At 35.1% G+C, this 2,169-nt stretch carries 3 protein-coding genes and 1 pseudogene; 1 reads left to right on the top strand and 3 read right to left on the bottom strand.

All coding sequences use genetic code 11. The features are described from left to right. A pseudogene (locus FTU50_RS15120) lies at nucleotides 1–120 on the top strand (IS30 family transposase); the annotation flags it as partial. 270 nt (nucleotides 121–390) lie between these two features. Here FTU50_RS15120 and FTU50_RS15115 read toward each other — a convergent pair. The 3 genes from FTU50_RS15115 to FTU50_RS15105 all read right to left on the bottom strand — a co-directional run. Then, nucleotides 391–675, bottom strand: coding sequence for a hypothetical protein (locus FTU50_RS15115; RefSeq protein ID WP_257223339.1), 285 nt, complete (start codon nucleotides 673–675; stop codon nucleotides 391–393). Nucleotides 676–731: 56 nt separating this feature from the next. Then, complete coding sequence (locus FTU50_RS15110; protein WP_163141567.1) at nucleotides 732–1,175, bottom strand: hypothetical protein; 444 nt, start codon at nucleotides 1,173–1,175, stop codon at nucleotides 732–734. Next, on the bottom strand, nucleotides 1,175–2,169 hold a 995-nt coding region (locus FTU50_RS15105), incomplete at its 5' end, for a hypothetical protein (RefSeq protein ID WP_180047475.1). The genes FTU50_RS15105 and FTU50_RS15110, both read right to left, overlap by 1 nt.

Raw genomic sequence — 2,169 nt, 5'->3', positions numbered from 1 at the left:
GTTGCCATGTCACTGAATACTCGTCCTAGAAAAGCGTTAGATTGGCTTACACCATTAGAGAAGTTTGCTCAGCTTGTTGATTATCATAAGGCTTTTGAAACTGTCGCACCTCATGTTTGAATTCGCCAAGCTTTAAATGAAGTATTAAACTTTATATTTGATATTTCTCTCCAATAGGCACTGGGCAACATACTCAAATGAAAGAAATCAAAGGGTTCCATCAATCTTGTAAATCGTTTCTCATTCTTATATATAATTTTGCAAATTCCTTTTAGATAAATATTGCTATAAATATAAAGGCTTATGAAGAAGACCCACAACAGAATAAAGAATAAGAAACCAAAAGCAAAGAGTGCAAAAATATGATCTGTAATCAATAAATTGATAATTTTATTCATTTATACTTTCCACTTTATCATATATATACCCAGCCCCGTATCCTGCAATCTCAGATGTACCTTTAGCGGCAATAGCAGCTCCAGCAGCAACAATACCAATAACAATTAATCCTGTTCCACCTGTCGCCAGTCCGACAATTAAATAACTTGCATAAATTCCAAAACCAATACCAGCACTAACTTTAGCAGTCTCACCAACTGTTGTTCTTGCTTTATCCTCTGGTGCAGCTTCATACACTTTTATGCTTGAACCTACAACATCCGTAGCAATAGACACATAACCGGCTATTTTAAGAAAAAAACCGAGACATTAACTCGGTTTTCGATAGAACTCTAATTTTTTTTAAAATACTGATCCACAGAGTAGCCAAGAAACAAAAAGAGCAAACTTAAAATTCCAGATAGCATAAATAGATAATGAAGATAAAAAAACATTGGGTAATTTTTCAAAAACTCTTTTAACTGATAATCACCTATTTTTTGATATATATTATTCCCATAGAAAGCTTTAAATGAGGTATTAAACTTTATATTTAATATCTCTTTCCAATATGCACTAGGCAAAACACTTAAATAAAAAAAATCAAATGGTTCCATTAATCTTTTAAATCTCTTCTCATCCTTATACACAATTTTGCAAATTTCTTTTAGATAAATATTAATATAGATATAAAGGCTTATTATAACCACCCATGCCACTACAATAAATAAAATACCAACTAGAATAATAAATAAACCAGGTCTATCTTTAGACATAGATAATAGAATTTCCAACATTATTTATTCCTAATTTCGTCAATATAGTCATAGGCTTCACCTACGCCATATCCTGCAATTTCACTAGCACCCTTTGTAGCCATTGCTCCTGAAGCAGCCACAATACCTATTACAATCAACCCAGTTCCACCTGTGGCGAGTCCAATCACAATAGCACTCACTACTGCTCCAGCAACCAAACCAGTACCGACTTTGGCAGTCTCAACAATCGTTGTTCTTGCTTTGTCTTCTGGCGCGGCTTCATATACATTTACACTAGAACTCACAACATCCGTAGCAATAGACACATAACCTGCTATCTTTAGTTGTGTCGCAAACTTACCTATTTTACCCATTTCTTTGGCATATTCTTTGAGTCCGCCTTTAAAGTTATTGTCTCTAACCAATGCCGATTGCTTCAACATACGGCGCATATTGGTAGTTTTAATCGACTGATCCCAACGTAAGAATTTCTTAGTTCCTTCGTTATCTAACTTCCTATACAAGTTTGCATACTTCTGTTTGAACTGGGTAAAGTTTTTAGGGTTTGCTAACCCTGAGCCTTTGGCTTGTTCTTCGGCATACTTTAGAGCGAGTTCACCATGTAATCTATAAACTCGATGCGCTTGCCCCTCAACCAATGATAAAGAGGCATCAACCGCCATCTTTTGCTCAAAAAAGCCATCCTCCTCTTGCTTATTAAATTTAATCGTTAAGGGATGGTCATTTTCTTCAAAGATATTTTTATTAACAATCTTGGCGTTTTCTTGCAGTAGTGCATCATAAAAAAATTCATAGTTTTGTGCGAAAAATACCGCATCAAAATCTGCATCCTTCTTCATTTGCTCCAAATTGTCATGCGCTTGTTGTGCTTGCTTTTTATATTCAGGTAATTCCTTCGCTGTGGTTGAATTTGAGATAATTACCACCTGCCCAGGCTGCAAAACACCCATTGAGACCAAATTAGTCAAATGTGGATTGTTCGCTTTTAAAATTCCCCAATCTTTTTCCGTCA

The sequence above is a fragment of the Acinetobacter sp. YH12112 genome (genome assembly GCF_013418945.1).
Taxonomy (GTDB): Bacteria; Pseudomonadota; Gammaproteobacteria; order Pseudomonadales; family Moraxellaceae; genus Acinetobacter; species Acinetobacter indicus.
The sequence above is the reverse complement of the archived record's forward strand: the minus strand, read 5'-3'. Positions and strand labels throughout refer to the sequence as shown.